Genomic DNA, 23,360 nt, shown 5'->3' with positions numbered 1-23,360 from the left:
ATGATTTTTTGCCATCATAATTACCTATATTACCCTAAGACAGTCTTTTATGAGTATAATGCAATAAAATAAATCAATAGTGGTCACATTTCTTAGAATAGTATAATTTCAAAATTCAATTTAAATCCTTAAATTTGTGAACCTTTTTATATAAGCCCCATTTGGGCAAAAAATAAATTAACTCTAAAACCAAAGGTTAATGATAAAAGATATCTTTGAAAAAGTTGTAAATAATATGGGACCGATTGGCTCGGAAGCCCATTACTCTCACCACTATTATTCATTTCCTAAACTTACTGGCCCTCTTGGACCATATATGAATTTTGGTGGCACTAGAATGCTTAACTGGTCTTTAAATGATTATTTAGGATTAGCTAACCATCCAGAAGTACTAAAAGCAGATGCAGAAGCGGCTGCCGAAACAGGTTTAGCTTACCCGATGGGAGCTAGAATGATGACAGGTAACACAGACCTTCATGAAGAATTAGAAAAACAACTGGCCGAATACGTAGGAAAGGAAGACGCCTTTCTTTTAAATTATGGCTATCAAGGCGTAATGTCTGCTGTAGAAGCTATGGTAGATTCTAGGGATGTAGTAGTTTATGATGCCGAAAGTCATGCATGCTTAATAGACGGCGTTCGTCTTCATAGAGCTAAAGGTGGTAAAACATACACCTTTAAGCATAACGACATGGAAAGCCTTGAAAAAAATCTTATTCGTGCTACCAAAATAGCAGAAGAGCAAGGTGGTGGTATACTTGTAGTTACTGAAGGGGTTTTTGGAATGTCAGGGGCTGTAGGTTCTTTGGACAAGATAGTGGCCTTTAAAGAAAAATTCCAATTCAGATTATTAGTAGATGATGCTCATGGATTTGGAACAATGGGAAAAACTGGCTCTGGAGTACCTGAACATCATGGTGTTCAAGACGGTGTTGATATCCACTTTTCTACTTTTGCCAAGTCTATGGCCATGATTGGAGCTTTTGTAGCAGCTGACCATGATATTATCATGTACCTCAAGTACAACATGCGTTCTCAAACTTACGCTAAGGCTTTACCAATGGCTTTTGTCAAGGGAGCATTAAAGCGTCTTCAATTAATAAAAGAGAACCCTCAGTTTAAAGAAAACCTTTGGACGGTGGTAAGAGCACTTCAAAATGGCTTTAAAGAAAGAGGTTTTGATATTGGCGTGACAGAAAGCTGTGTAACACCTGTTTTTCTACATGGAGACTATAATTTAGGAATTGTCACTAATCTAATTAGAGACATGAGAGAAAACATGAATGTGTTCTGCTCCATTATAGTATACCCTGTGGTACCTAAAGGTGTAATATTATTAAGAATTATTCCTACGGCATCTCATACCTTAGAAGATGTAGAATATACAATGAAATGTTTTGAAGAAGTTCAAAGCAAATTGAAGGCTGGAGCTTATGCAGAACAAGCAAAAGTTGGTGCTTAAATACCAGTCTTTCGTATAGAGATAAATCCAATAAATGCCCTCTCATTCAATGAGAGGGCATTTATTTATTACTTTTTTTCTATTAAATCTTAGAATTATTAGAGAATTAGCATATCTTGCGTTCAGTTAAACTTAATTATAACAAAAAATAACCCTTTTTTCTATGAGTAAATTTCAGGAACTATCGGATTTAGTAGCATCTATGCAAGATGATTTTGACAAGTTTTATGACAAGAAAAACAAAGCTGCTGGCACAAGAGTAAGAAAAGGAATGCAAGACTTAGCTGTATTTGCTAAAGCTACAAGAAGTGAAGTACAAGAGATGAAAAACTCTGGAATGTAATTCGCACAAGTGAATCTTACAACGAAATTCAAGAAGTTCCGAAGCAATGCTTCGGAACTTCTTTTTTGTACATAGTTTAGTACAATTCCGTATTTTTCAAGGTTCCAGTACCTCTAATGGTTATTTTCTTCGTTTCAGGGTCGTAAACTTCAGTAGCTATTTCAGCAATATGCTTACCCTCACGGATATTCATCACCTTAAAAACCACTTCGTATTCTTTATCCACAAACATTGGCCTTAGGTACTCCGTTTCTTGCTTTAAATAGATAGAACCAGGACCACCCGGCTCATTCATTCCTAAAAAACGAGTAAAAACACTGCTACCTAAATGACCATGAATGATACATTTACCAAAACGAGATTGGGCGGCGTATTCTGGGTCAGTATGAATAGGATTATGATCACCAGTTAGTTCAGCAAAATCATTCACTTGCTGCTGATTAAAGCTAAAAATAAATTTATATTCGGACCCTACTGGGATTTTCTTAGATTCCATTCTTATTATTGTTAAAATTTCTTGAGCAAAATTAGCCTATCAAAATTGTCAAAACAAGACATACTTTTTGTAATTAATCCGAATTCGGGAACGGATAGAAAAAAAAGCTCCCTCGAAAATAGCATTAAATCTCACCTATCAGCTGAGAAATCTAATGCCATCATCGTATACACGAAAAGACCACTTCATGCACAAGAAATAGTTCAATCCTACCTTAAGAAAGGCATAAAGGAAGTGGTGGCTGTGGGTGGAGACGGCACCATAAATGAAGTTGCTAGCCAATTGATTGGAACAGATGTGGTACTTAATTTAATATCAAAGGGTTCTGGAAATGGTTTAGCTAGGCATTTAGGCGTCTTTGAAAATGAGAAATCATGTGTAGAAAGAATTAATCAAGGAAAGGTTATTGATATAGATACCGGACTCATAAACGGTATTCCTTTTTTATGTACCGCTGGTTTGGGTTTTGATGCTTATGGAGCAGAAAAGTTTGGAAAGATGGAGGGGCGAGGCTTTAAAAACTACGTTAGGGCAAGCCTTAGTTCCTATTTCCAGTATAAACCACTCCAAATTCAACTAGATGGAACTTCACATAAAGTGTTCTCAATTACTTTTGGTAATGCATCACAATATGGCAACAACGCCTTTATTACCCCTACTGCCAGTGTTACAGATGGTCTTTTAGACTGTTGCATCATTAAAGAGCATCCTAAAACTGCAGGGTTGGGCTTGACTCAAAAACTATTTAGTGGTAAAATTGAAACTTCTAAGTACGTGGAATATTATAGGAGAAAATCATTTGTTATTAAATTGCAAGAGCCAGCCCTTATTCATTATGATGGTGAACCTATGCAATTAGAAAGCAAAGAAATTAAGGTAGAAATAAAGCCTAAATCCTTAAAAATAAAGATATGAGTAATAAAAACAAGAAAAGAAGTGGGGTGGTTTACTCCACGAATCCAGATTATAAATACGAAGATGACAACTCCGGCCTTTTTAAAACAGATAAAGACAGCCAGAAACTTAAAGTTTGGCTAGATAGAAAAGGCGGAAACAAAGTGGTTACACGAGTAGCCGACTGGGAAGGAAATGATTTTGATTTAGCCGTTTTAAAAAAGAAACTCCAAAGTGCCTGCGGCACAGGTGGAGCCGTAAAAAATGGTGAAATACTGATTCAAGGCGACCACAGAGAGAAAGTGGTGACACTACTAATTGCCGAAGGCTATGCCGCAAAAAAAGCGGGAGGTTAACCCTCCCGCTTTTTCTTTAAACATAACTTATTATTGGTATTAGTCGACCCCTCCCATCCACTTTCTAATCTGTTTCTGAAAGAGAATCATTAATAATCCTGCGGCAGCACCATACATACAGAATTGCATAAACAAGTCTGGCATGGCATCTACATTGCCCTCATCAAAGTTTCCAGCAAATAGACCGGCAATTAAATTACCCAATGAGGCCCCTACAAACCATAGTCCCATCATTTGGCTATAGTATTTTTTAGGTGCAAGTTTTGTGTACGAACTCAATCCTACCGGACTTATACAAAGCTCACCTAAAGAATGAAGAAGGTAAGTAAAAGTTAACCAGCCCATTCCTGCCAATGAACCATCAAGTATTTTCTGTGCAGCAAAATACATCACTAAGAAACCAAGACCCAACTGAATAAGACCTAAGCCAAACTTTAAGGGCACATTCGGATTAAGGTTTCTTTTATTTAACCATATCCAAAGAGCTGCAAAAGGTGCTGAAAAGACTAGAATAAAGAATGAATTGGCATTTTGAAACCATGAAGCTGGCAACTCCCAACCAAATAAATCACGGTCTGTATGCCTGTCGGCAAAAATGGTAAAGGTGGTAGCGGCCTGCTCAAAACCAGACCAAAATATCGCTATCGCTACAAATAATATAAATAAAACTCCTACCCTCTTTCTTTCAATGATAGTTAAAGACTTATCTAAGAATCCAATATAAAAGAAATACGCCATTGTAATTCCTGAAATAATGTATTTCATAGAATTAGCCAGTTGAATACTATCCAGCATCCCTGACGTAACAGAAATTGCAGCTATTGCTAATAAGCCAATAACTACATATAAATAAGTATAAGAAGATTTCTTGAGTGGTTTCTCCCCTACATTTTGCAGATATTTCCCATTGACTCTAAAGTTTATTAGACCAAAAAACATTGCAAATGCAGCAGCTCCAAAACCATAATGCCAGCCTACTTTCTCTCCCAAATAACCTACTATAAACATCCCAAGGAAAGAACCAAGATTAATTCCTAAGTAAAAAATGCTAAAAGCCGCATCTCTTTTGGCCCCACCTTCTGGGTATAACTCTCCTACTATAGAAGAAATATTAGCTTTCAGCAATCCTGTTCCTACAGCTACAAATGCCAAACCTAAAAAGAAAACGGAAGGACTAGCGGGTAAAGCAAGTATTCCATGACCAATCATGATACAGATCCCCCCCCACCATATAGCTTTTTTCTGACCGAGAATATTATCGGCAATCCATCCACCAGGAAGTGTAAGTAAATAAACTGAAGCTGCATAAAGGCCATAAACGGCTCCTGCCGTATCCTCAGGCAAGCCTAAAGCTCCTTCACTTGCACTTTTTGTTAAATATAAAAAGAGAATGGCCCGCATACCGTAGTAGCTAAATCGCTCCCACATCTCGGTAAAAAACAGGACGTACAATCCTTTAGGATGCCCAAAAAGGCTTTTCTCGCTTGTTGACATATATTATAGGTTAGTTTGTTTTTGTTCAAAAATAGTGAAAATTTCTATTGTTTTTACTTATCGCTTCCCCAGAGCATATTGTTATAGCTGACTTTAGCAAAAGAAAACTTTGTACCCTATCTGTTTAATTGAAAAGTAAAAATAACTAACAACTTAGTTTGTAAACTACAAAATTAGTTATACATTCGAATATCGATAAACAAAAACCATTATGGAATTAAGAGAACTTACAAAAGCAGAAGAAGAAATAATGCAGCAACTCTGGACCTTGGAAAAGGCCTTTGTGAAAGACGTAATTGCACGTTTGCCTGTACCCAAACCAGCGTATAACACTGTATCAACTATCATAAGGATTTTAGAACAGAAAGGTTTTGTAGACCATTTGGCCTACGGTAAAACTTATGAATACTTTCCTTTAGTGAGTAAAGACCAATACCGAAAATTTGCATCTAATAAACTTATGCAGAGCTATTTTAATGGTAGTGTGGGCCAGATGGTCTCTTATTTTGTGGAAGAACAGAAAATAGATATCAAAGAAGCCGATGAACTAATGAAGCTTATTGAGAAAATGAAAGACTAAAGCATTCTTTAAAGTCAAAACCTATTAATGCATACATATGAACTGGATAACATACATACTGCAGGTCAACCTATACCTAATTGTCACTTTCGGCTTTTACTGGTTGCTCCTGCGAAAGGAGACTTTCTATAATGCTAATAGGTTTTACTTATTGACCGCTTCTATTTTGTCTTTCGCTATTCCCTTCTGGCAGTCTGGCATTATCCAGTCTTGGGCGGTTACCGCACAAGTTTCTACGGTGGTTAAAACAATTCCTTTAGCAGGTTTCACCGTGACAAACCTAGCAGAGACTCCTACTTGGGACTGGAATCTATTGCTTGCCAACATCTATTTCTTGGGTTTTGGCTTTGGTTTATTAAGATTTAGCATTGGTCTGCTTAAACTTCAGCAGCTTTTTAGCCTTAGTAATTTAGATGGGCAGGCTTTTTCGGTTTTTGGTAAAATATTCATTGACAAGAAATTAGATCACTATGATGTCATAAAAAACCATGAAGAAGTACATAGTAAGGAGTTCCACTCTTTAGATGTTTTCTGGTTTGAGTTATTAGGAGCACTCTGCTGGTTTAATCCGATTGCTCATATCATGCAAAAGGAGATAAAACTCGTGCATGAATACATAGCAGACGCCAAAGCATCAGAACAATTGGGCTCTAAAAAAGCCTATGCACAAGTGCTAGTAAGCTCGCATTTTAAAACAAACTCCAACGTATTAGTTAATCATTTTTATAATAAATCAATCCTAAAAACACGCATCATGATGTTATCAAAAGAAAAATCCAAGAAAAAGGCTTTATTAAAGTATGGCTTTACTGCCCCCCTATTTTTGGGAATGTTGGTATTGGCCACCGCCTGTGTAGACGATGACTCAACACTTCAGCCAACTAAAGATTCAAATGATACAGGAGTAATAAGCCCTTTACAAAAAAAATCAGTAATCGAAGGTCAAGTTTTTAATTCTGTAGAAATTAACCCTGAATTTCCTGGGGGAGTCTCTGAAATGTATCAATTTATTAGTCAAGAAATTAAATATCCTGAGGCCGCTCATAGAGCCAATATCTCTGGTAAGGTATTCGTCAAATTTGTGGTAAAAAAAGATGGTTCCATTGGCGATGCTGAAGTACTAAAAGGAATAGGCTTTGGTTGTGATAAAGAAGCCTTGAGAGTGATTGAAGCCATGCCATTATGGAAGCCAGGGATTCAAAACGGCAAACGCGTAAATACTTACTTCACAATGCCTATTTTCTACCAATTAGAATAATAGTTTATGGCAAACTAAACTCGCTATATCCAATAACGATAAATAAACTTAAAGCTATTTTAAGTCTGGCTCTGTTGATATTTAGGAAATAGATATCAAAAAAAATATGAGCTAATCAAGCTTATTGAGGCAATCACAACACTAAATCATTCGCAAAAAGTCGTACAGAATAACTCATATAGTAAAGCCTATGAACTGGATAACATACATATTGCAGGTCAATCTATACCTAATCGTCACTTTCGGCTTTTACTGGTTGTTACTGCGAAAGGAGACTTTTTATAATGCTAATAGGTTTTACTTATTGACTGCCTCTATTTTGTCTTTCTCCATCCCATTCTGGCAATCTGGTATTATCCAGTCTTGGGCGGTTACCGCACAAGTTTCTACGGTGGTTAAAACAATTCCTTTAGCAGGTTTCACCGTGACAAACCTAGCAGAGACTCCTACTTGGGACTGGAATCTATTGCTTGCCAACATCTATTTCTTGGGTTTTGGTTTTGGTTTATTACGGTTTAGCATTGGTCTGCTTAAACTTCAGCAGCTTTTTAGCCTTAGTAACATAGACGGGCAGGCTTTTTCGGTTTTTGGTAAAATATTCATTGACAAGAAACTAGACCACTATGATGTCATAAAAAATCATGAAGAAGTACATAGTAAGGAGTTTCACTCTTTAGATGTTTTTTGGTTTGAGTTATTAGGAGCACTCTGCTGGTTTAACCCAATAGCACATTTCATGCAAAAGGAGATAAAACTAGTGCATGAGTACATAGCAGACGCCAAAGCATCAGAACAATTGGGCTCTAAAAAAGCCTATGCACAAGTGCTAGTAAGCTCGCATTTTAAAACAAACTCCAACGTATTAGTTAATCATTTTTATAATAAATCAATCCTAAAAACACGCATCATGATGTTATCAAAAGAAAAATCCAAGAAAAAGGCTTTATTAAAGTATGGCTTTACTGCCCCCCTATTTTTGGGAATGTTGGTATTGGCCACCGCCTGTGTAGACAATGACTCTAAATTACAACCTAGTACTGATTTAAATGAAACCGTGGTAGTAGGTTATGGAAAAAAAAGCTCAGAAACAGAAGGTCAGATTTTTACCGCAGTTGAAAACAGTCCTGAATTCCCAGGTGGAACCCAAGAGCTCTATCGACACATTAGTAGAGAAATAATTTATCCCGCTACAGCTCAAAGAGCTGGCATTGAAGGTCGAGTATTTGTCAAATTTGTGGTAAGAAAAGATGGAACAGTGGGTGATGCTACCATATTAAAAGGTCTTGGATTCGGTTGCGATGAAGCTGCCTTATCAGTTTTGGAGACGATGCCGACCTGGAAACCAGGGACTCAGAATGGAAAGCCTGTTAATGTTTATTTCACAATGCCTTTCTTTTTCGAATTAGAAAAGGAAGTTGAAACCAGCCAAACCCCTCCTCCTCCTCCTTCCATCAAAAAGGGCACTCCATTATACTATGTTGACAATAAGTTAACAAGTTTAGAGGCCGTCAAGAAATTAAACATGAATAATGTTAACACCCTTACTGTATTGGAAGAACAAGATGCCATAGACAAATATGGTAAAACACCTCATGGTGTAGTAGAAATCATAATGAAGTAAATTCACTAACTCCACATAACCCCTATTAACACTTTACAAAGTGTAAACAAATGTTAAAATTGATTAATAGGTATGCTACCTATTAATCAGTTTGTTATATTTATACAACGAAATCAACCCAAGCACTCCTTTCCATGAAAAACACAACTTTGCTATGCATAGCTTTATGCTTTGCTTGTACATTCTCAAAAGCTCAATCTAGTCGTATAAACATTAGCGGAAGTCTAATTGATAGTTCCAACAACGTATTAAGCTTTGCTTCTGTGTTGCTATTGATGCCTGAAGATTCGGCCTTAGTCACCTACACGCTCTCTGATGACGATGGAGCATTTTCTTTTAAAAACCTTCCTTCAAGAGACTATTTGGTAAAGGCTACTTACATAAGTTACCTTCCTCATCAAATGCTTGTACAGCCTGGTGAGAGTAAAGATATTAACCTTGGTCAAATACTACTTAAACCCATTTCCAAAGAACTTTATGAAGTGGTGGTTAAAACTGCCAAAGCCCCAATTAGCATTAAAGGAGACACCATAGAATATGACGCCAGTAAATTCAAAGTTCCACCAGGTTCGTCTGTAGAAGATTTATTAAGAAAACTTCCCGGTATGGAAGTGGACCAAGATGGTAACCTAAGAGCACAGGGTGAAACCGTACAAAAAGTAACCGTAGACGGAAAAAGGTTTTTCGGTGGCGATACCAAAATGGCCACTAAGAACTTACAAGCAGATGTAATCAAAAAAGTACAAGTTTTTGATGATAAGTCAGAAGCATCAAAACTTACTGGAATAGATGACGGAAATACAGAGAAAACAGTGAACCTAGAACTTAAAGAAGAAGCAAAAAAAGGAGGTTTTGGTAAAATCACGGCGGGTATTGGAACAGACTCCAGAGCTATGGCGAGCGGAAACTATAATAAATTTGATTCTAAAAACCAGTTCTCGATATTAGGATTTGGGAACAACGTAAACCAAACGGGTATGTCTTATGAAGATTATCAAGAATTTAAAGGTTCCAACTCATTTAACTGGGGAGATGATGCAGACTTTGGATTTAGACGAAGCCTACGATATAACAGCTTTTTCAATGCTGACGACGATAGTTTTTCTATTCCTGTAGGAGGTGAAAACGGAGATGGTTTTTCAAAAAATGCCGCTGGTGGAATTAACTATAATTACAACCACAAGAAAGATGAAATCAGTGCCAACTACTTTTACAATCAAAGTTCTCAAACCTTAGACGCATTCCAAAACAGGCAAAACTTTATTACCAACAGTCTATCAAACAAAACTACTGACCAAAGCAATCAAAACAACTTTAATGGCACCCACCGAGTAAGTCTAAGAGGACAAAAAGAATTAGATTCTCTCAACACGATAACCTTTATTGGAAATGGAAGAATAGGAAACAGGGAAGTTGACTACCTCTCTTTACAAGAGATTTTCAAGTCTGATGGCTTTAAGGCTAATCAATCTGACATCAAAAACACCTCAGATAGGCTTTCTTACGCCTTCTCACCCACCTTACTTTTCAGACATAAGTTTATGAAGAAAGGTAGGAATTTCTCAGTGAGTGGAGCCTATAACATGAGTTATATTGATTCTGAAGATGTTCAGCAATCTATCAATGAATTTTATTCCAGCACAGACCCTAATGACATCATAAAGTCTATAAATCAAATAAATGCTACATTGAATAAAGCGGACGAAATAAAATCAAGTTTACTCTGGATTGAACCATTTGCAAAGAGGTTTGCATGGGAAACTTTTTATAACTTCAGTTTGAGCGGTTCTGAGGTTGACAGAGATGTTACTGATAAATTTCCTGACAAACCCGACGAGCAAAACCTTAATTTGACAAGATTATATGATAATGAAATTCTTTACAACCGAGTAGGAACAAGTGTGCGGTATAGTCATAAAGGCCTAAACTTCACCTCAGGTTTGGCTCGTGTGTTTTACAACATAGACGGCAAATTGACAGGTCCTCCTACTTTATCTGGAAACGGTTTAGTAAACAAAGATTATCAAGTCTGGACGCCTTATTCTGCCCTTTCATTGCGACTTAGAAATAATAAAAACTTTTATCTAAATTACACTATGGGAGTGGATGCCCCCTCTACCAATGACCTTCAACCTATAGTAGACAATAGTAATCCGCTATATATTAGAGAAGGTAATCCTGATTTACTACCAGCTGTTACGCATCGGGTGAACGGTAGCTTTTATATGTACAATCCAGTAAACTTTGTCAATCTAAATATCGGAGCGAATTACAATTATAATGTCAATCAAATTATCTACAATCAAAACATTGACCCTGAAACCTTTATAACCTCTACCAAACCTATTAATATTACTGGCGGTTCATCTGTAGGTTCTTACGTATACTTTGGTTTCCCAATAAAGAAGACCAAGGCAACAATGAACTTTAATGCCAATATTAGCTATAGCACTTATTTGGCTAACATAAACGAGGTTTTGAACGAAACAAACTCTTCTAGATATAGCCTCGGTGGACGTTTAAGCCTTACCCCTGTAGATTGGTTTACATTTTATGGCTACGCAAACTGGAGTGTAGGAAATACATCTTACTCCATAAATAATCAACAGGATTTGAAAATAGTAAGTAATTACTATAATGGTGAAATGAATATTAAACTCCCAAAAGATTTCTTTTGGAACTCAAATTTGAATTATAGAATTTACACCAATGAAAGATTAGGCTTTGACCAAAAAGTACCAATACTCAACATGTCAGTTTATAAACTATTCGGAGAAAAGAAAAAGGCCGAACTTAGACTATCTGCCTACGATATTTTCAAAAAGAACTTGGGCATAAGTCAATACGCCAGTCAAAATTTTATTTCAACAAGAGAAGTACAAACGCTCTCCAGATACTTTATGCTTAGTTTTACTTATAATATGAGAGGAGTTTCCGATAAAATAACAAGACGCTAAACCCAAACATGAAAAAGCTAATCATTCTATTTTTACTCTTATCAAGCACTACCACCTTCGCTCAAAAAAGGTCTGGTAAAGTGCAGTATAAACACACTTTTAATTGGATAAAAATATATCAAGAGCTACCCTTTTTAAGCCAAAAAGAAAAGGACAGGATTCAACTGGTGTGGGGTAAAGAGGAGAGCACTTCTACTAATATGGATTTAATCTTCAATCCAAGTGAAAGTCTTTATACCTATGGCACTTCCGACGAAGTAGTTCGCTACGCTCAACGAGAAGAAGATTTTGTTATTTATCGAAATTTCGAAAACAAAACTATAGTTGAACTAAGAGAAACACTTGGCAAGAGCTACTTAATAGAAGAAAGTATGCCAAACCAACAATGGCGTATCATGAATGACCTCAAAGAAATTCAAGGCCATTTATGCATGAAAGCCATAAGAACCGACACCGTCAAAAAACAAGAAATTGTAGCATGGTTTGCGGCAGACATTCCAGTTTCTATGGGCCCAGAATTATGTTATGGGCTACCAGGTTTAATATTAGGTCTAGATATTAATAATGGAAATGTAATTATAGAAGCAGATAAATTAGAGCTTTTTGATGAACCTATGGAAGTAAAACTTCCTAAGAAAATGAAGGGTAAAGTTATAAGTCTAAATGATTTGAATGTTAAAATTATGGAACATATAAAAACTAGCACAGCAGCACAAAATAACCCATATTGGGCAATGCGATATTAGAGCTAGTTTCATAACTATTAACAAAATGAAATCTATATTCTACTTAACTTTCTCTCTTGTTCTATTAAGCATAATAAATACTTATGCCCAGACTAGTATACCAAACGCTATACTTGATAAATCAAAAGAGAATATATATACTGCCCCCGAAACACCAGCCGAGTACCATGGTGGAACTTCGGAACTATATGGTTTCATATATAAAAATTTCAAATATCCTTCCAATGCGGAAAAGGCAAATATCGGCGGTCGTCAATTTGTCAAATTTGTGGTAAAAAAGAATGGTACTATTGATGACATTCAAGTAATAAAGGGAATTGGTTTTGGGTTGGACAAAGAACTAATCCGTGTCTTAGAACTTATGCCAAAATGGAAACCAGCATACCAAAATGATAAACCTGTAAATTCATATTTTACAATGCCTATTTCTATTTGCCTTGAATAGTTAGAATCAGACTTCCAACTTTGACCTCAAAGCAACAAAAACATAAGACTTGCTGTCCTTTCGAATAGCTAACACTAAATTGCTTTCATGAAAAAACTCTTTATACTTCTTATGTGCCTTACATTCCAAAATTCTTTTGCCCAAAAAGAAGCTTATTTCTATAATATCCCTGAAGCTCCAGAAACCTTTTCAAGTGCTAATATGCTAGCTAGAATGGTGGATGCATTAGGCTTTAGGTATTATTGGGCTACTTCAGGACTGGAAGACAATGATTTAGATTTCAAGCCAAATCCCGAGTCAAGAACTACGCTAGAAACACTTCAGCATATTTGTGGGCTTACAGATATTACAAAAAACACGGCACTGGGGCAGTCCACGAATTTCTCCAACAGAGTCATTCCTAAAGATTTTAAATCTGTTAGAGAGAAAACACTCCAAGACCTCAAAGACGCCTCTATATACTTAAGTTCTCATCCTCTTTCTCCCGAGCAAGAAAAAATGATTTTTGCGAATGAAAAAGGCAACACAGAATATCCCTTATGGAATTTGATAAATGGTCCGATAGCCGATGCCCTATGGCACACTGGCCAAGTAGTAAGTTTTAGGCGTTCTTCTGGAAATCCTCTTTCCGCAGGTGTTAATGTCTTAACTGGGACAAAAAAAGACTAAGCTCTTATGTTGAAAATCACCCAGTTAAACGCTGAAAATAAAGTCTTTTTCAAAGACCTGAATATCGCCTGGCTAGAGAAATATTTCTACTTAGAGCCAAAAGATGTCATCCAACTAAATAACCCCGAAACGGAAATACTTGATAAAGGAGGCTATATTTTCCTGGCAAATTATAATGGCCAAACAGTAGGCACGGTTTCACTTTTAAAAGTGGATGAGCACACTTATGAATTAGGGAAAATGGCCGTTAATGAAGCCATTCAAGGTAAAGGAATAGGGAAACAAATCCTTTTACATGCCCTAACTCATGCTGAAATATTAAGAGCAAAAAAACTCATACTTTACACCAACTCTATTCTAAAACCGGCAATTTCACTCTATAAAAAAGCGGGTTTTGAAGAAATACCGCTTGACAGCAGCCTTTATGCAAGGTCAGATATTAAAATGCAGAAATTGCTTTAAGATATCATAACTTCTTTTGAATCTTTGTGATTCAAATTATAGAAAACATGTACGCTAGTATTACGCCTTATGACCTAGTTTCTAGTCAATATATATCTTTAGATTTCAGCAAAGAAAACAAAAAGCTTGATTCCGTAAATTTTGAGGATATTGAAAACTTCAATGCTTACGTTTTTGACAAATTGGCGGCTGCTAATGTCAAAATGGGCATTGGCGGATGGTTAGAAAACAGAGTAGTTTATGACCAAAGAACACATTTCCAAGGCACAGAGCAACGTTCGCATCATTTGGGGGCTGACATTTGGATGAAAGCCTACTCCCCTATTTTTTGCCCTGAAAACTGTACCATTCATAGTTATCAAAACAATGATCAAAACGGAGACTATGGCCCTACCATCATTCTAAAATCAATGGCTGACCAAGTCTTTTACCTGTTTGGCCACCTTTCTATAGAATCTTTAAAAGGACTGCAAAACAGAAAGGTGATAAAAAAAGGAGAGCACTTTGCAGAAATTGGCAACTATCCTGAAAATGGCAATTGGCCGCCTCACCTGCATTTTCAGGTAATGAATTCTATGGAAGGCCGCTCAGGAGATTTTCCTGGCGTATGTTCTTCGTCAGAGCTAGAGCATTATAAATCTATCTGTCTTAACCCCTACCCGTTTCTTGGCCTGAATGAAGCCTAATCTGCCGAACCATGCATAATTTTATCTGCCAGTTTCGGACTTACTCTTTGAAGGAAACGAAGTAATTTTACCTTACCCAAACTAATCTCAAACCTATCCTTTTCAAAACTCTTAATAAAGGCTTCTACCAGCATCTCAGGAGACATTTTACCCTTTCCTCTACCTTTGGTCATACTGGTATCTACCAAAGGTGGAATCACCTCAAAAACCTTTGTATTTTTCAGCTGATATCTTATTGATTTAGTAAAAATATGTAAGCCAGCCTTTGAGCTACAGTATACTGGTGCACCTGCCTTTGGCACCATGCCCAGCACAGAACTAATATTCACTATAGCCGAATTATCGTTTGACTCTAAAAGAGAAAGCAAGTTAGCTGTTAAATGCATTGGAGCCGAAAGGTTAATCGCCAACTCTTCATCTATTTTTTGCGATAAATCATGCTCTTTTAAAAAGCTATAATTAAACTGTATTCCAGCATTATTGATAAGCACATTAGTGTCAGCGTGTTCTTTTTTTATAAAATTTGACAAGCCTTCTAAATCCTCTCTTCTACCTAAATCTGTTTGATAAATTACTATTTCAGGACATTCCGCTTTGACCCTTTTAAGGTCTTCTAGCTTACGTGCTGCTATAATTACCGTGTTATCTAGAGCTAAAAACCTCTTTGCTAAAGCAAGGCCAATCCCTTTACTTCCACCCGTTATGAGAACCTTGTTATTACTTAATCTCATTCGATTCGAAATCCTTAAAACCATCTTCAAGGCCCATTATTATATTATTTAGTTCAATATATGGTTTCCCAAAAAGAGAAGTATCTCTCAAGTGTTCCATGAAATAATAGTATTGGTTTAGGTCAGCAGTTTCTACTATGATAAAATCCGACGTATGGGCATGAAAGGCTTCGCTATCAAAAAAGCGAACATTAAGACTTTTATTATACTTAGTTAATAAAGGAGCTAACTCCTTATCAAAAATAATTGACCGCTCTTCACGTGTCAATCCGAGCCAAAGATGAGTAGCTCTGTACAAAATAAGGACAGTGTATTTCTTTTTCATGCTGCAATATCAGCCCTTCAAAAAATCCACACATTTACATATGTTAAGAAATCACTTTTGTTTTCTTATTCTACTCAGTTGTGTTGGGGTAATTCCCAAATAGGAAGCTATGTGATATTGAGGTATTTGCTGCTCTAAGTCTGGAAATTGTTTTTGAAAAATGGCATATCGTTTATCAGCATCTAAGAGCACAATTTCTACCTCACGTTTTTCCTTTTGAACAAAAAAATGCTCTGCCAACTTTCTAGACATCCTTTCTAAATCAGGGTGACTATCATATAGACTGGTCAATTTAGCATAATCAGCCACCCAAACCTCACAATCTGTTAATGCTTCCTGAATAATTTGATTTGGCTGGCCTGAGATAAAAGAAGCATAACCACCAATAAAACATGGCTCTATAAAAAAGTGTTTATTATACTCTTTTCCGTCATCTGTTCTATAAAATGCTCTTAAAATCCCTGACTTTAGAAAACCCATTTCTCTAGCATAGACACCAGCGTCAATAAAAACTTCTCCTTTTTTCAGGTGCTTCTGCTTAAAGATACTTTCAAGCATTTTCTTCGTTTCCCTTGATATAGGCGAGATATTATTAACAAACTGGAATAATGGTTCTAAAACATGCATTTTAAGTTTCATCTGCCTATTTCTCAATCAAATTGATGTGAATATAATAGTTTCCAAACATTAATTATCAGGAAAACAAGATTCGTCTATTTAAGCCTCCTCTAGTAAATCTTTTGACACATATAAATCGTTCTTATTCTTTTAACAATTTATTCCTGAAACCAGATGTTAACTTCAATCAAAACAGTCCTATTTTCAATATTCACACTTGCCATATTGTCTTGTCAAAATGAACAAATGCAAGAAAAAAATCTTAGTCCAGAAGAAATAGCCGGACAAGAACTTTTGGATAAAACCATAGCTGCCCATGGCGGATTAGATACCTGGAATAGTTTTGAAGGCTTGTCTTACAACCTAGCTAATGCCGGAAAAAACCTTTATCAAATAACTCAATTACAAGATAGACGTACTTATACAAAATCTGATGATTTTGAGATTGGTTTTGATGGTAAAGTGGCTTGGTCTTTACCAAACGCAGAAAAAGTCCCTGGAAAATCGGCAGCATTTTACTATAACCTTGATTTCTATTTCGCAGCCATTCCTTTTGTCTTGAAAGACAATGGTGTCAATGTTTTTTATGATGGTGAAACTACTATCAATGAAAAAGCATACGAAACCTTAAAAGTCACTTTTGGCTCTGAAATAGGCTTGACACCAGAAGATGTTTACTATTTATACATTGACCCTAGCACCTCTCTTTTAGAAATCCTTACTTATTCTGTGTCGTTTTTTGACAAAGAAAACGCAGGAATTAATAGTGCTAAGGTTTATTCTGATTGGCAAGAAGTAGATGGTATTAAGATGCCAGGTAGCATGAGGAACTTTGCATGGAAAGACGGTGTAATGGGCGAAGAAAACGTTAATTACCAAAGAGTTTTCTCTGACTATAAATTCTTAAAGTCTATTCCTGATAATAGCATTTTTGAAGTTCCGGAGGGTGGCCTTACTGAAAACATTTAATCTCAATTTAGTCTATAACAAACGAGGCGAATCTCATGATTCGCCTTGTTTGTTTATAAATGAATGAGTCCTTTTAAGCCTTATAGAAAAGCCATTTTGAAAGTTCTTTCCATGTAACTTTTTTGCCATACATTAAAATACCTACACGGTAAATCCTAGAAGCTATCCAGGTGGTGAAAATAAAGCCTCCAATTAGCAAGGATATTGAAAGTACTATTTCCCAAACCGGTACACCAAAAGGAATACGCACCATCATGAGAATAGGTGATGTAAATGGTATCATAGAGCCCCAGAATGCCAAAGGACCATGCGGATCTTTTATAACAAACTGGGCCATTATAAAAGCGGCGATAATGGGAAGTGTTATGGGCAAAACAAACTGCTGGGTGTCTGTCTCGCCATCCACTGCAGAACCTACGGCTCCAAATAACGAGCTATAAAGGAGATAACCGCCCAAGAAATAAAACAAGAAGGAGATAATAATGGTGGCTATAGGCAGAGCATTGATGGCATTCATCACATCTGGCATAACCTGACTGGCGGCCGCATTACCTTCCATTTGTTGCTCCACAGCCTCTCTTGCTTCTGGCGGTAAACTTTGCATTTGAGATGTAGCCACAGTAGAAACATTATCCATCTTGGATGTCATAAACTTACCAGCCACTGTCATTAAACTCAACACCAGAACAATCCACAGGGTAAACTGCGTGAGTCCTACCAAAGCCACACCTATAATTTTACCAATCATAAGCTGAAAAGGTTTTACGGATGAGATAATAACCTCCACTATTCGGCTAGTTTTCTCTTCCATCACACCACGCATTACTTGCACGCCATAGATGAATATTGACATATAAATAAGAAAAGCAGAGATAAAGCCAATGGCCGTGGCACCTCCTGAACTACTTGTTTTTTCCTCTCCTTCTTTAATGCTGATAGTTTCAGAACCTACATTTATTTTGGCATCTCTTAAAACGGACCTTGCTATTCCAGCTTCAGACAATTTAATATTTTCAATTTCCCTTTCTATACTACTCTCTATTTTTTGCTGAAGCTCAAAAGAGATTCCATTTTCAGCATATATTTTAACCCCTTTGGAATTATCTAGAATGTCTTCCGGAATATATACCAAAGCGTCTGTCCCTTCTTCCACAAAACCACCCTTGGCCGTTTCTAGGTCTTCAGTGCTGTAAGTAAAAGTATATTCTTTATTATCTTCAATCTTCTCAATAAACAAACCACTATCATCAATAACCGCAATGCTCTTTTGGTCTGTACCACTTAGAGCGGCATAGATTATGCCGGCATACATTCCAAAAACTAGAAGAGGAACCAGTAATGTCAATAAAATAAAACTCTTCTTTTTAACTCGCGTTAGATATTCTCTTTGAATTATCAGTAAAATATTCTTCATTTTCCTTAAGATTTTTGACCGTTTACGGCAGCAATAAAAACATCATTCATGGAAGGTATCTTCTCATTAAAACCTTTTAACTCCACTTGATTAATAAGATTACTAATCATGGCATTGGTAGATACTCCTTCATGAAGCCTAATTTGACCTCTTTTTTCACCTGACACACCATCCTCAGCACTCACTATACTATAAAGACTCTCATTGGGCTTAAGCTCGCCAAAATAATTTATTTCGAAAGTATTGGTCTTAAATTGCTCTTTCAAAGCCTCTTTTGAGCCATCTAAAATCTTTCTTGAATTATTTATAAGAGCCACATTATCACATAATTCTTCCACAGACTCCATGCGGTGTGTTGAAAAAATAATGGTACTCCCTTCTTTTCTTAATTCTAGAATTTCGTCTTTAATAATATTGGCATTGATAGGGTCAAAACCACTAAAAGGTTCATCTAAAATCAACAATTTAGGTTTGTGCAAAACCGTAGCTACAAACTGTATTTTCTGCTGCATCCCCTTTGAAAGGTCTTCTACTGGCTTATCCCACCATGTTTTTATATCAAACTTGACAAACCACTCCTTTAGCTTATCCATGGCCTCGGACTTTGACAGCCCCTTAAGCCTTGCTAAATAAAGAAGATGTTCGCCAACTTTCATTTTTTTATATAAACCACGCTCCTCTGGTAGGTAACCTATATCATAAATATGTTTCTCTGATAATGGCTCACCATCAATCAACACTTCACCAGAATCTGGAGCGGTAATTTGATTAACAATTCTAATTAATGATGTTTTTCCGGCACCATTGGGTCCCAAAAGTCCAAAGATGATTCCTTTTGGTATGGAAATGCTTACATCATCTAAGGCTAAATGGTTGGCATAATTTTTAACTATGTGCCGAATATCTAAAATATTACTCACGTGCTTTTATTTTGTGGTTATCTACTCAAAAATAGTTAAGGTTTCATTAGCATTTAAAGTATGTGGGATAAAAGGAGAGAAAATGATTTAATCGGAATTTTAACTTTTTTTGTATCCGCTTACAACCATTCTTCATCAGTTTGAGTCATTAAAGTATAATTCGACCAGAAACTTTCCATAGACTTACAATGATGACATCAGAAATACGATTAATAGGCAAAAGACATGTGAAACCAAGTCAAATTGTTCGTTTGAAAGCAGACGCCAATTATACTGAGATTTCTTTAGAAGACGGAGAGCAAATAATTATCTCTAAAACATTAAAGGAAATGGAGAAAACTTTTACTCACTTTTCTTTCTTCAGAACACATAAGTCATACATGATAAATCTAGACCATATTGCCAGCATTCAGATGAATGGTGGAACAAAAACGGTTAGATTAATAAATAATTTAAACGCAGAGATTAGCAGAAGAAGGAAAGATGCTTTTTTAGATGCTGTGCGTTCTCGAGCTTAAATACTTGAACCTTAGATAAATGAGAAAATAAGAAGAGTGACCCGTTTGGTTGCTCTTTTTTTGTTTTTAACCTTCTGACTAAAAGACCATAAAAAAAGCTTTCAAGTAATTAACTTGAAAGCTTTTTTGTTGAACTCTATGCTCAAATATTATCTATCTGCAATATCAACAAAGGCTCTTTCTTTAGGACCTGTATAAATCTGACGCGGACGGCCAATTGGCTGCCCAGCCTCACGAAGTTCTTTCCATTGTGCTATCCAACCTGGAAGACGACCAATGGCAAACATTACTGTAAACATGTTAACAGGAATACCCAATGCTCTGTAAATGATACCTGAGTAAAAATCAACATTAGGATAAAGCTTTCTTTTGATGAAATACTCATCATTAAGTGCCGCTTCTTCTAAACCTCTAGCGATATCTAAAATTGGATCATCAATTCCTAAAGCTTCTAACACTTCGTCAGCTGCTTTTTTGATAATTCTAGCTCTTGGGTCAAAGTTTTTATAAACTCTGTGTCCAAAGCCCATCAATCTGAAAGGATCTTCTTTGTCTTTTGCTTTGTCAAGGTATTTTTGAACTCCTCCACCATCAGCTTTAATAGCTTCTAGCATTTCAATTACCGCCTGGTTAGCTCCACCATGAAGTGGCCCCCAAAGGGCAGAAATACCAGCAGAAATAGAAGAATATAAGTTTGCTTGAGAAGAGCCTACTAGTCTTACTGTAGAAGTAGAACAGTTTTGCTCATGGTCAGCATGAAGAATCAATAATTTATTAAGAGCCTTAGCTACTACTGGATTTATCTCATAATCTTCAACTGGTAAGCCGAACATCATATGAAGGAAGTTAGAACAATAGTCTAATTTATTCTTCGGGTAGTTAATTGGGTGCCCTTGAGACTTTTTGTAACACCAAGTAGCCAAAGTAGGCAACTTAGCCATTAATCTTATAATATGAAGGTCTGCATCCTTATCGTTATTACTTCCGTAAGACTCTGGATAGAAACCACTCATAGCACTAACCAATGAAGACATAATGCCCATTGGGTGTGCATTAACCGGGAAGCCGTCAAATATTTTTCTCATGTCTTCATTCACCATTGTATGGTGGGTAATTTCATGAACAAACTCGTCGTATTGAGTTTGATTAGGAAGCTCACCATATATCAATAGGTAAGAAACTCCTAAGAAATCTGCTTTATCAGCTAATTCTTCGATTGAATATCCGCGGTATCTTAAAATACCTTTCTCTCCATCTAAAAATGTAATATCTGAAGTGGTGGCTCCTGTGTTTTTGTAACCTAAATCTAAAGTTACATAACCAGATTGCCCTCTCAACTTTGAAATATCTATGGCACTTTCATTTTCGGTGCCCGTATATACAGGAAATTCGTACTCTTTGTCTCCTAAAATTAGCTTAGCAGTTTCGGCCATTATGCGTTTTTCTTTATAAAAAAATGAATTCGATAATCATAAATCAGGCTGCGAATTTAATAAATAAACAGCATAATTTGAAGTATAAACTTAATTTGTGTAGGAGATTTTCCTACTTTTTCTCAAAAATATAGACAGCACTAGGAATCTTGTTGAAATATCATCAGAAAAGCAGCAAATACTACATAAATGAGCTCTTAGTCTTTGTAAAGCTCTTTGGCTGCCGGCTCATATTTATCTCCAGAAACCCATACAGGTGTATCTTTTTTGTTGGCAATTAGCCTCGCCGCAAAAGCATAAGATTTACAAAACTGCGTACAGTATTCAAAATCCAAACTCTCCGCCTCGTCAGCTTCTTTATGATAGTATTTGGCTATCTCGTCATCAAAAGATGTAAAACCTGGTGAAAACGAGGGTGCAGGAATTCCCTTAGCGGCCAACCGTACATTATCAGACCTATCAAACAAACCTAACTCTGGTGTGGGGTCATCTATTAGTGTCAGTCCCACAGCCTCTACAGCTTTAGTAATTTCGGCTTCTGCCCCAGTTCTAGCTATCCCTAAGCCTGTAACTTTGGTTTTATCATTATAACCAGCTCCATCAATATTCAGATTGAAAACACATTGTTTCAAAGGTATCAAAGGATTTTCGGCGTAATACCCACTCCCTCTAAGACCAATTTCCTCTCCGGTGTATGCTATAAAAAGCACCGACCTTTTACCTGGCTTAGCAGCTAAACTCTTTGCAGCACTTAAAAGCCCTGCTACTCCAATAGCGTTATCTCTAGCTCCGTTAAAAATATAATCTTCGCCTTCTTCTGCATTTTCATTAATACCTACATGGTCAAAATGAGCTGTCAAGACTACAAACTCTTTACTCAAAACAGGGTCAGAGCCCTGAACCATACCTATCACATTCTGACTCTCAGCAGATTTTTTAGACATTATATTTATGTCAATATCTAATTCGTCTACCAATCCTTTTGAAATCTTCTTTGCTGTTTCTGAAGAAACTAGAATCCTTGTAAAATCTGTAGCGTCCTTTTCTTTCAGACTAATACTGCCATCACCAAAGTTATTAACCAAAGCTCCCCAAGGAATGGGTGCACTAAATATTTCAATCAAAGCCAAAGCTCCTTTCTCCTTCGCTATTTCTTCTTTTCTTTTTGACACACCCAGCATCTCTCTAAAGCCCTTGGCGTCTGGCATGCCTAGGCTGACTACTAAAACCTTTCCCTTAACGTCAATTCCTTCAAAATCATCGTAGGCCCCATCTTCTGAAACCCATCCGTAAGGTAAATGTACTTTTTCTACATTCTTTTGGTGCACACCTCCACCGTTCATCAAAAGGAAATCTTCGCCAATTTTTAGTGTATTTTCTCCTGCTGTAATCAATGCATTTTCTGGTTGATAAGAAAACTCAAAAGGTACTTGTTGGTAAAAAGAACCAGCATTGACATCAGATAGGCCATAGCTTCTAAACTCTTCGGCAATGTATCTGGCGGCAGCATTATTCCCTGCATGTCCAGTCTCTCTACCCATTAACTCGTCCGACGCTAAAAAACGAATATGTTTTTCTACTTCACTGCTTTGTAGTTTTGACTCAGGTACTTTCTTAAACTTTTGAGCCTGTAGCCCTCCTATGCTTAGCAGGGAAAAGAAAAGTATACTATATTTCTTCATATTAATATCGGCTGTCTTTGTTCGCCAGCATTTTAAGTTTAACAATTATTTCTTGAAGTCCGTTGTTCTTTATTTCATAGGTTGTCGACATTAGAATACCCAATTTCCCTTCAGGAAAACCACCTTTTCTTAAAAACCACTCTAAATAATGTATAGGTAAGTCACCAATCAAAACGCCCTTATATTTTCCAAAAGGCATCTTCATTTTAACTAGTTCTATCAGTAATTTCTTATCAAACTGGGGTGGCTCTTTATAAGCTTCCATGCTGTTTTCTAATTAT

At 36.5% G+C, this 23,360-nt stretch carries 25 protein-coding genes; 15 read left to right on the top strand and 10 right to left on the bottom strand.

Annotated elements, in window-relative coordinates:
• Positions 1-199 precede the first annotated feature (199 nt).
• A complete protein-coding gene (locus tag AADJ06_RS15130) occupies positions 200-1,462 on the top strand; it encodes a pyridoxal phosphate-dependent aminotransferase family protein (RefSeq protein ID WP_341227319.1) in 1,263 nt (420 codons plus the stop codon).
• Positions 1,463-1,625: 163 nt separating this feature from the next.
• The gene (locus AADJ06_RS15125) at positions 1,626-1,805 is read left to right on the top strand and encodes a histone H1 (RefSeq protein ID WP_341227318.1); all 180 of its coding nucleotides are present in this window, start codon (positions 1,626-1,628) and stop codon (positions 1,803-1,805) included.
• Positions 1,806-1,881: 76 nt separating this feature from the next.
• On the opposite strand, the gene AADJ06_RS15120 is transcribed toward AADJ06_RS15125, so the two are convergent.
• Complete coding sequence (locus AADJ06_RS15120) at positions 1,882-2,301, bottom strand: MaoC family dehydratase (RefSeq protein ID WP_341227317.1); 420 nt, start codon at positions 2,299-2,301, stop codon at positions 1,882-1,884.
• A 45-nt stretch (positions 2,302-2,346) separates the two neighbouring features.
• Between AADJ06_RS15120 and AADJ06_RS15115 the strand changes: the two genes are divergently transcribed.
• Entirely contained in the window at positions 2,347-3,216 is an 870-nt protein-coding gene (locus AADJ06_RS15115; protein ID WP_341227316.1) for a diacylglycerol kinase family protein, read from the top strand.
• Positions 3,213-3,551 (top strand): translation initiation factor, encoded by a 339-nt coding sequence (locus tag AADJ06_RS15110; RefSeq protein WP_341227315.1) that lies wholly within the window; start codon positions 3,213-3,215, stop codon positions 3,549-3,551. The genes AADJ06_RS15115 and AADJ06_RS15110 overlap by 4 nt, the downstream gene beginning before the upstream one ends.
• A gap of 39 nt (positions 3,552-3,590) precedes the next feature.
• On the opposite strand, the gene AADJ06_RS15105 is transcribed toward AADJ06_RS15110, so the two are convergent.
• Positions 3,591-5,045 carry a peptide MFS transporter gene (locus tag AADJ06_RS15105; protein ID WP_341227314.1) on the bottom strand — a complete coding sequence of 485 codons (1,455 nt, stop codon included), beginning with the start codon at positions 5,043-5,045 and terminating at the stop codon, positions 3,591-3,593.
• Between the two features lie 211 nt (positions 5,046-5,256).
• Here AADJ06_RS15105 and AADJ06_RS15100 point away from each other — a divergent pair, with 211 nt between their 5' ends.
• From AADJ06_RS15100 to AADJ06_RS15060, 9 genes are all read left to right on the top strand, one after another.
• The gene (locus AADJ06_RS15100; protein ID WP_341227313.1) at positions 5,257-5,625 is read left to right on the top strand and encodes a BlaI/MecI/CopY family transcriptional regulator; all 369 of its coding nucleotides are present in this window, start codon (positions 5,257-5,259) and stop codon (positions 5,623-5,625) included.
• Between the two features lie 37 nt (positions 5,626-5,662).
• Entirely contained in the window at positions 5,663-6,883 is a 1,221-nt protein-coding gene (locus AADJ06_RS15095; protein ID WP_341227312.1) for a TonB family protein, read from the top strand.
• Positions 6,884-7,073: 190 nt separating this feature from the next.
• Positions 7,074-8,504 (top strand): M56 family metallopeptidase, encoded by a 1,431-nt coding sequence (locus AADJ06_RS15090; RefSeq protein WP_341227311.1) that lies wholly within the window; start codon positions 7,074-7,076, stop codon positions 8,502-8,504.
• Between the two features lie 134 nt (positions 8,505-8,638).
• Positions 8,639-11,461 (top strand): TonB-dependent receptor, encoded by a 2,823-nt coding sequence (locus tag AADJ06_RS15085; RefSeq protein ID WP_341227310.1) that lies wholly within the window; start codon positions 8,639-8,641, stop codon positions 11,459-11,461.
• Positions 11,462-11,469: 8 nt separating this feature from the next.
• Positions 11,470-12,207: a GLPGLI family protein gene (locus AADJ06_RS15080; RefSeq protein ID WP_341227309.1), complete on the top strand. Its 738-nt coding sequence runs from the start codon at positions 11,470-11,472 to the stop codon at positions 12,205-12,207.
• Between the two features lie 25 nt (positions 12,208-12,232).
• On the top strand, positions 12,233-12,652 hold the full coding sequence (locus tag AADJ06_RS15075; protein WP_341227308.1) for an energy transducer TonB: 420 nt from the start codon (positions 12,233-12,235) through the stop codon (positions 12,650-12,652).
• An 87-nt stretch (positions 12,653-12,739) separates the two neighbouring features.
• A complete protein-coding gene (locus tag AADJ06_RS15070) occupies positions 12,740-13,321 on the top strand; it encodes a hypothetical protein (RefSeq protein ID WP_341227307.1) in 582 nt (193 codons plus the stop codon).
• A 6-nt stretch (positions 13,322-13,327) separates the two neighbouring features.
• On the top strand, positions 13,328-13,783 hold the full coding sequence (locus AADJ06_RS15065; RefSeq protein WP_341227306.1) for a GNAT family N-acetyltransferase: 456 nt from the start codon (positions 13,328-13,330) through the stop codon (positions 13,781-13,783).
• A 26-nt stretch (positions 13,784-13,809) separates the two neighbouring features.
• On the top strand, positions 13,810-14,469 hold the full coding sequence (locus AADJ06_RS15060; RefSeq protein ID WP_341227305.1) for a peptidoglycan DD-metalloendopeptidase family protein: 660 nt from the start codon (positions 13,810-13,812) through the stop codon (positions 14,467-14,469).
• Here the strand turns inward: AADJ06_RS15060 and AADJ06_RS15055 are convergent.
• The 3 genes from AADJ06_RS15055 to AADJ06_RS15045 are packed head-to-tail and all read right to left on the bottom strand — an operon-like array spanning position 14,466 to position 16,164.
• A complete protein-coding gene (locus AADJ06_RS15055; RefSeq protein WP_341227304.1) occupies positions 14,466-15,200 on the bottom strand; it encodes an SDR family NAD(P)-dependent oxidoreductase in 735 nt (244 codons plus the stop codon). The genes AADJ06_RS15060 and AADJ06_RS15055 overlap by 4 nt on opposite strands.
• Entirely contained in the window at positions 15,187-15,525 is a 339-nt protein-coding gene (locus tag AADJ06_RS15050; protein ID WP_341227303.1) for a darcynin family protein, read from the bottom strand. The genes AADJ06_RS15055 and AADJ06_RS15050 overlap by 14 nt, the downstream gene beginning before the upstream one ends.
• Before the next feature lie 51 nt (positions 15,526-15,576).
• Positions 15,577-16,164, bottom strand: a complete 588-nt coding sequence (locus AADJ06_RS15045) for a Crp/Fnr family transcriptional regulator (protein WP_341227302.1) — start codon at positions 16,162-16,164, stop codon at positions 15,577-15,579.
• A gap of 225 nt (positions 16,165-16,389) precedes the next feature.
• On the opposite strand from AADJ06_RS15045, the gene AADJ06_RS15040 reads away from it, so the two are divergent.
• Positions 16,390-17,112: a DUF6503 family protein gene (locus tag AADJ06_RS15040; RefSeq protein ID WP_341227301.1), complete on the top strand. Its 723-nt coding sequence runs from the start codon at positions 16,390-16,392 to the stop codon at positions 17,110-17,112.
• A 73-nt stretch (positions 17,113-17,185) separates the two neighbouring features.
• On the opposite strand, the gene AADJ06_RS15035 is transcribed toward AADJ06_RS15040, so the two are convergent.
• Positions 17,186-18,526 carry an ABC transporter permease gene (locus tag AADJ06_RS15035; protein ID WP_341227300.1) on the bottom strand — a complete coding sequence of 447 codons (1,341 nt, stop codon included), beginning with the start codon at positions 18,524-18,526 and terminating at the stop codon, positions 17,186-17,188.
• Positions 18,527-18,531: 5 nt separating this feature from the next.
• Positions 18,532-19,446 (bottom strand): ATP-binding cassette domain-containing protein, encoded by a 915-nt coding sequence (locus AADJ06_RS15030; RefSeq protein ID WP_341227299.1) that lies wholly within the window; start codon positions 19,444-19,446, stop codon positions 18,532-18,534.
• A gap of 188 nt (positions 19,447-19,634) precedes the next feature.
• Here AADJ06_RS15030 and AADJ06_RS15025 point away from each other — a divergent pair, with 188 nt between their 5' ends.
• Positions 19,635-19,964 (top strand): LytTR family DNA-binding domain-containing protein, encoded by a 330-nt coding sequence (locus tag AADJ06_RS15025; protein WP_341227298.1) that lies wholly within the window; start codon positions 19,635-19,637, stop codon positions 19,962-19,964.
• A gap of 149 nt (positions 19,965-20,113) precedes the next feature.
• Here the strand turns inward: AADJ06_RS15025 and AADJ06_RS15020 are convergent, their stop codons facing one another.
• The 3 genes from AADJ06_RS15020 to AADJ06_RS15010 form a co-directional block, all read right to left on the bottom strand.
• Positions 20,114-21,397, bottom strand: coding sequence for a citrate synthase (locus tag AADJ06_RS15020; RefSeq protein WP_341227297.1), 1,284 nt, complete (start codon positions 21,395-21,397; stop codon positions 20,114-20,116).
• 197 nt (positions 21,398-21,594) lie between these two features.
• On the bottom strand, positions 21,595-23,079 hold the full coding sequence (locus tag AADJ06_RS15015; RefSeq protein ID WP_341227296.1) for a M20/M25/M40 family metallo-hydrolase: 1,485 nt from the start codon (positions 23,077-23,079) through the stop codon (positions 21,595-21,597).
• A 1-nt stretch (position 23,080) separates the two neighbouring features.
• Positions 23,081-23,344: a DUF3820 family protein gene (locus tag AADJ06_RS15010; protein WP_341227295.1), complete on the bottom strand. Its 264-nt coding sequence runs from the start codon at positions 23,342-23,344 to the stop codon at positions 23,081-23,083.
• Positions 23,345-23,360 lie beyond the last annotated feature (16 nt).

It is taken from the genome of uncultured Arcticibacterium sp. (genome assembly GCF_964021845.1).
GTDB lineage: Bacteria > Bacteroidota > Bacteroidia > Cytophagales > Spirosomataceae > Arcticibacterium.
Note: the sequence above shows the minus strand (reverse complement) of the source record. Positions and strands in the feature narration are given on the sequence as shown.